Origin of the sequence: Streptomyces sp. NPDC005799, assembly GCF_040630525.1 — a bacterium.
GTDB lineage: Bacteria > Actinomycetota > Actinomycetes > Streptomycetales > Streptomycetaceae > Streptomyces > Streptomyces griseorubiginosus_B.
Genome location: NZ_JBEXXQ010000127.1, coordinates 1 through 6,577, shown reverse-complemented (window position 1 = coordinate 6,577; position 6,577 = coordinate 1). Strand labels below are relative to the sequence as shown.

Here is a 6,577-nt window from a genome sequence, read left to right as displayed (position 1 = left end):
ACGTTGCCCAGGTCAAGTGCCCGCTCCAACGCGGGGAAGATGCTGGCAAGTTGGCCGCGCAGACGGTTGATCCGGCGAGTGCGGTCGGCGTTGAGGTCAGTCCGGCGGTTGGTGAGGACCCGCAGCTCGATGGCGTGCTCGCCGTCCGGCCGCAGGACCGTCAGGTCCCGGCGCATCCGGGCCTGGTCGGCGATGACGGTGGCGTCCTTGGCGTCGGTCTTGCCCATGCCCCGGTAGCCGGCCGAGGCCCGGTTGACGGCCAGGCCGGGTATGTAGACGAGGTGCTGGCCGTGGTTGAGCAGCAGGCTGATCCAGAGTGCGGCCATGCCATCGGCGACATCGACCGCCCAGACCACCTCCTCGTCGAGAGACAGGATGTCGGCGAGCAGGGCCAGCAGTTCCGGCTCGTCGTTCAGGACGCGCCGCGACAGCAGCCGTTCGCCCTCGGCGTTCAGGACCACACAGTGGTGATGGGTCTTGCCGATGTCCGTACCCGCCCAGATCCGGGCCACCAGTTCCTCCGGTCGTTCGATGACGCTCTGTTCTCCCGGACGACCTCGCCGGCGTGGTCCTACTCAGCGATCCGCCCGAAGGCGTCCGAAACTCCTAATCAGCGGCCGAGTCGTCGTGAGACACCGGGCGGCCAGGTCAGGTGAACCATCACGTGCAACCCTCTGTAAGCCATACCCGGTGTCTCTGGGCCTCTGGACCTTACGACGGCCCGTCCAACCCACGAACAAGGTAGGACCCTCTGTCAACACACTCCGCATCTCGGGGGAAGCTCACCATTCGGGGCGAGAGCCCGTCCCGCCGGGGCAACAAGCACCTGAAACGGGCCTTCTTCCTCGCCGCGTTCGCCTCGCTGTCCGACCCGGCTTCCCGGGCCTACTACCAGCGCAAGAAGGACGAGGGCAAGCGGCACAAACAGGCCCTGATGTGTCTCGCCCGCCGCCGCGTCGACGTCCTGTTCGCCATGCTCCGCGACGGCACGTTCTTCGAACCTCAAGCCGTCCCCCAAGCCGCCTGAAACATCACCAATCAACCGCCCCGCCCCTTGACGAAAAGAGATAGGGGCACCCCCCCGCTCGAGGGGCCACCGGACCGCCCCCCATCCGCCTGACCTCTACGGACGTGCGGCCGGTAAGATCTCTTCCCCCGCGTGTGACGGTATGGCCTGAACTTGCCGAGGGGTGACGGTGCATGGTGAAGTCTGGCGGTGGGCGTGCGCGGTGAGAGTCGTCCCGGATGGTGATGGAGCGGAAGAGCGTGGCACGGATCGTCGTACGAGAACCGGGTACGGGCGCGATGAGTGCACCGCCGCTGGCCAACCCCGAGGCGGCCACTTGGGCACGGGAGTTGCTCGATGGGGGCTGGGCGGTGGTGTTCCTGCCTGGAGAGCCGGCCCGTCTCGGGCGGATGCTGCTCTGGCAGCCCGCCGGGGTGGTCGCCGAGGACGCTGGCAGGCCTCCAGGTGTGGCGATCGACTCGGTGGAACTGGTGTTGCCGCACGGTCGCTCGATCAGACGGCGCAGGGTGGACGGCTACGTGCTGCCCGTCGCTGTCGCCGTATCCGCCTTGGCGGCAGCACAGCCGCCGCATCCGTCCGCCACCGCCTGGCAGGCCGCCGCCCGGTTCGCGCTGCGGCTGCTCGCGGACGGCCGCCTCCACCCGGCTCTCACCCCTTCCGGGTACGACACCTGGCAGGTGGGCCCGTTCACCGCCGCCCAACGGCAGACACTGCAGGCCGTGGCCACCGCGTTCCCGCCCCACGCCCACTGCCTGCCCGAACCCGGGCCGCCACCGGTGCGTATCGCCGAACCGGCGGCCCTGATACGCCAGTTCTGCGACGCGGTCGCCGATGACCTGGTCCGCACCCCGGCTGCCACGCTCGCCATGGGAGCGCTGCCGTACGCCTGGCGCGAGGCGCGTGCTGTGCCCGCACTGCGCGAGTGGGCTGAAGAGACCACCGCTGCGCTCACCGCCAAGGTCGGTGTCTCGCTGCGCGTCGATCTGCCCGAAGGACGGCGTCGGCAGTTCAAGGCTGTCCTGCAGTTGCACGCCGCGGCGGATCCGGCGCTCCTCGTCGAGGCCACGCGGCTATGGAGCGAGCCGGCCGAGGTCGAGCGGCTGCTCGGCCCGCGAGCCGAGGCCGAGACGCTGCTCGCGCTGCGCCGTGGCGCCCGCGTCTGGCCTCCGCTCCAGCGGCTGCTGAAGGACGCCGCCCCCGACGAGCTCCGGCTGACCGATGATGAAGCCTTCGACCTGCTGGGTGACGCCACCGACACGCTGCGCGCGGCCGGTATTGACGTGCACTGGCCGCGCGAGTTGGTGAAGGCGCTCACCGCGACGGCGGAAATCGGGCAGCGCACCGCCCCCGGCTCCAGCGTCGGCGGTCTTCTCGACGCCGACGCCCTGCTCGACTTCCGCTGGCAGATCTCGCTCGGCGGCGAGCCGCTAACCGACGCCGAGATGGACGCCCTCGCCGAGGCTCGCCGCCCCCTCGTCCGGCTGCGCGACCAGTGGGTGGTCGCCGACCCGAAGCTGGTGGCCCGCGCCAAGCGTCGCCGTTTGGAACCGCTTACTCCCATGGAGGCGCTGAGCGCCGCGCTGACAGGCGAGGTGGGAAGGGATGGCGACCCGATCCCCTGCGAGGCGGTCGGCACGCTCGGCGACCTCGTCGCGCGTATCCGCGATCCCGAATCCCGTATCCCCGTCCCACAGCCCGCCGCGCTCAAGGCCACGTTGCGCGACTATCAGAAGCGGGGCCTGGCCTGGATGGCCGAGATGTGTGAACTCGGTCTCGGCGGCTGCCTTGCCGACGACATGGGCCTGGGCAAGACCATCAGTCTTCTCGCCCTGCATCTGCACCGCCAGACCAACCCCGCCACCGCGGGCCCCACCCTCGTCGTCTGCCCCGCCTCCCTGCTCGGCAACTGGCAACGCGAGGCAGCCAGGTTCGCGCCATCCACCCCTGTACGCCGCTACCACGGCGGCGAGCGCCACCTCAAGGACCTCGCTGGCGACGAGATCGTCCTGGCCACCTACGGGGTGCTGCGTCGCGACCGCGAAGCCCTCACCGAGGCGACTTGGTCGCTGGTCGCCGCAGACGAGGCCCAGCACGTCAAGAACCCCTACGCCGTCACCGCCCGCGAATTGCGCGCCCTGCCCGCCCGCGCCCGCGTCGCTCTGACCGGCACCCCCGTAGAGAACAACCTCTCCGAACTGTGGGCGCTCCTCGACTGGACCACACCTGGCCTCCTCGGATCGCTCAGCACCTTCCGCGACCGGCACGCCCGCCCCGTCGAGACGGGTGAGGACCCCGAGGCCGCCGAGCGTTTGTCCCGTCTCATTCGTCCCTTCGTGCTGCGCCGCAGGAAGTCCGATCCGGGGATCGCGCCCGAACTGCCCGCCAAGACCGAGACCGACCGCATCGTGTCGCTGACGGCCGAACAGACAAGCTTGTACGAGGCGGTGGTCCGGGAGACGATGGCGAGGATCGAGGCGTCCGAGGGCATCGCCCGGCGCGGCCTGGTGCTCAAGCTGCTCACCGCTCTGAAGCAGATCTGCAACCACCCGGCCCAGTACCTGCGCCAGTCCGCGCCGCTGCGTGGCCGCAGCGGCAAGCTAGACCTCCTCGACGAGCTGATCGACACCATCACCGCCGAGGGCGAGTCGGTCCTGGTCTTCACCCAGTACACGAAAATGGCGTCCCTCCTGGAAAAGCACCTCGCCGAACGCGGCGTTACCACCCTCTTCTTGCACGGCGGCACTCCCGTCACGCAGCGCGAGCAGATGGTGGAACGCTTCCAGCGCGGTGACATCCCGGTGTTCCTGCTGTCGTTGAAGGCCGCTGGCACCGGGCTCAACCTCACCCGCGCCACCCATGTCGTGCACTACGACCGCTGGTGGAACCCCGCCGTCGAGGACCAGGCCACCGACCGCGCCTACCGCATCGGCCAGAACAAACCCGTGCAGGTCCACAAACTCATCGCGGAAGGCACCGTGGAGGACAAGGTCACGAAGCTGCTGGAATCCAAGCGCGCACTCGCCGACGCCGTCGTCGGCTCCGGCGAGGCCGCCCTGACCGAACTGTCCGACGCTGACCTCGCCGAACTCGTCGCCCTGCGGAGGCAGCCATGAGCCCCGCTCTCCCAGGCCAACGCCGGGTGCCCGCCCACGGCAAGCGCGCCTTCACCACGACCTGGTGGGGCCAGGCATGGGTGACGGCCCTGGAGGACTCCACCTTGGAGGCCGGGCGTCTGTCACGTGGACGCACCTACGCCCGCAAGGGCATGGTCCGCCAGATCACCGTCGCGCCGGGGCAGATCAAAGCCTCCGTCCAGGGCAGCCTCCCGCGCCCGTACCGATCCTCGGTCCACCTGCCCGTCCTCACCGACACCCAGTGGGACACCCTGCTCGACACCGTCGCGGCCCGTGCCGAGCATCTCGCCGCGCTCCTCGACGGCGAGATGCCCGCCGAACTCGTCGACGACACCCGCCAGGCAGACGTACCGCTGCTGCCCCAGCCCACCGAACTCGCCCCGGACTGTTCCTGCCCCGACTGGGGCTACCCGTGCAAGCACGCCGCCGCGCTCTGCTACGCCATCGCCGCCACCATCGACGCCGACCCGTTCGTACTCTTCGCGCTGCGCGGCCGCAGCCGCGAGGAGGTCCTCGCCCAGCTGCGCGCACGCCGTAGGGCATCCCAGGAGACAGCCACCCCGCAGGCCCCCACCGGCGTTCCGGCCGCGGCGGCGTACAGCCGTTGGGCCGAACACACACCCCGACTGCCCGAGCCCCCCGAACCGGCTGCCCACGCCACCCCACTGCCCATCTCCCCGCCGTCCGGCACCGGCCTGGCCACCACGGACCTGGAGCGCCTCATGTCCGACGCCGCCACACGCGCCGCGCAACTCCTCGCAGGCGACACCACCAGCCTGCACCTGCCCCAGAACCTGGACGCCGTACGCATCGCCGCGAGCGCCCCTGGACCCGAATGGTTCCACCACCTGATCCAGAACACCGGCGCCAAACCCGCCGTCTTCGCCCGCCTCACCCGCGCCTGGCGCTACGGCGGCTCAACCGGCGTCACCGTCGCGGAAGAGTCCCACAGCCCGGACCCGTCAGCGATGACAACAGCTCGCGCCGCCCTGGCCACGGCCCTCACCGAGATGACCGACGTCCCCGCCCGTCTCAGGGCCTGGCGCAACCGCCTCACCCTCACCGACCACGACATCCAGCTCCGCTTGGGCCCCGACACCCGCTGGTACCCCTACCTCCGGGACAACGACGGCGAATGGTGGCCCGCGGCACCCTCCGGCGCCGACCCAGTCGCGGCACTCACCGGCGTCTGGGAACAGCGCTCACCAAGCGCCTCAGCCTTTAAGGCGAGTTGAGCCCCGGGTTCAGCGGAACCACTGCCCCGACCTGCGGATTCCGATGCCTTGATCGGCTACACCACCGGGCGGGACGCCATCCGTGCGCGCTGGGTCTCGTCAATGCCCAGCACCTCGACCTCGGGTAGCGGTGCTTCGACGACCTGCCGGGCGGCGGCCTTGAAGGCGTCCATCACGGTCGGCCAGGGCAGGTGCAGGTCGCGGGCTGCCTGGATGACCGTGGAGCCCGCGTCCCGTATCCGGCGCCCGGCCGCACTGCGCAGCCTCCCGGTCAGCCGCTTGCCCCCGCAGATGCGGGGACGACAGGATCTGGTACTCGCAGCCCAAGTACTTTGGGGAGCTACCCCCGCGTTGCGGGGAGGACGTGACACCCTTCAGCGTTGCGCGGTCGCCGTAGGAGCTACCCCCGGCAGGTGCGGGGTCGCCTCAATCCCCACGTGCGCGAGGACTACCCGAGCCGGGTGCCGTAGAAAAGTCCAGGTAGGAACTATCCCCGCGCGCGGGGACGGTACTTCGTGACCTGCGCCAATACTAGCAAGTAGGCCCGTTTTCGTTCATCTGAGGCGACCCCGGTGGTGTGGACACTCTGACAGTGGATCTTGAAGATCTGAGGAAGGGTGTCCTGGTGGGACGGAAGTCTCCGTGTTCGATCGCGGCTGCCAGCCGCACCGGAACACTCCGAAGGAAGCCGCCCCACTCCGGGGTCGCGGTCGGGACCAGCTCACCCAGCTCGGCCTCAACCTCAACCTGTTCGTCCCCCACGACCAGCACGGCGGACCAGGAGAAAGAGGACCCGTTTCCACGCTGCCCCGCCATCAGCCGGCCCGCGAGCAGCCACCCCAAAAGAGTCGATAGCCCCTGGCTTCGGGGGAAAACCAGGGGCCACCTGCCATGACAGGGCGGTTACCAGAGTCAGCGGTTCCCAACCTCACGCCGGCGAGAACTGGGACCGCACGACACTCCGATGCACGCGTGTCACCTCGCTCAACGGAGAGAATCCAGCGCGGTCACGCTGTCGTCAACCTTCTCCGTCAACACGGGAATTGCCGCCGTCTCCTGCCCCGAGGTTCAGACACAGGCACTCAACTTGTTCTTTATCTACCGTCCGCGTCATAGGGCGGGGATGGATGGTTCCAGACGGCGTCTGACCGGCTGACAACCTTCCGAAGTTCGCGGGCACT

3 protein-coding genes and 1 pseudogene are annotated in these 6,577 nt (G+C 69.5%); 3 read left to right on the top strand and 1 reads right to left on the bottom strand.

Annotation, left to right across the window (positions count from 1 at the left end):
• A partial coding sequence (locus ABZ453_RS49845; RefSeq protein WP_359026533.1) for an IS110 family transposase occupies positions 1-512 on the bottom strand: 512 nt, incomplete at its 3' end.
• Between the two features lie 272 nt (positions 513-784).
• On the opposite strand from ABZ453_RS49845, the pseudogene ABZ453_RS49840 reads away from it, so the two are divergent.
• The 3 genes and pseudogenes from ABZ453_RS49840 to ABZ453_RS49830 all read left to right on the top strand — a co-directional run.
• A pseudogene (locus ABZ453_RS49840) lies at positions 785-1,027 on the top strand (IS110 family transposase); the annotation flags it as partial.
• 278 nt (positions 1,028-1,305) lie between these two features.
• Positions 1,306-4,140 (top strand): DEAD/DEAH box helicase, encoded by a 2,835-nt coding sequence (locus ABZ453_RS49835; protein WP_359026535.1) that lies wholly within the window; start codon positions 1,306-1,308, stop codon positions 4,138-4,140.
• Complete coding sequence (locus ABZ453_RS49830) at positions 4,137-5,396, top strand: SWIM zinc finger family protein (protein ID WP_359026530.1); 1,260 nt, start codon at positions 4,137-4,139, stop codon at positions 5,394-5,396. The genes ABZ453_RS49835 and ABZ453_RS49830 overlap by 4 nt, the downstream gene beginning before the upstream one ends.
• Positions 5,397-6,577 lie beyond the last annotated feature (1,181 nt).

Coding starts and splice junctions, on each gene's coding strand:
- ABZ453_RS49835 (WP_359026535.1), top strand. CDS start 1,306: ATGAGTGCACCGCCGCTGGCCAACCCCGAGGCGGCCACTTGGGCACGG.
- ABZ453_RS49830 (WP_359026530.1), top strand. CDS start 4,137: ATGAGCCCCGCTCTCCCAGGCCAACGCCGGGTGCCCGCCCACGGCAAG.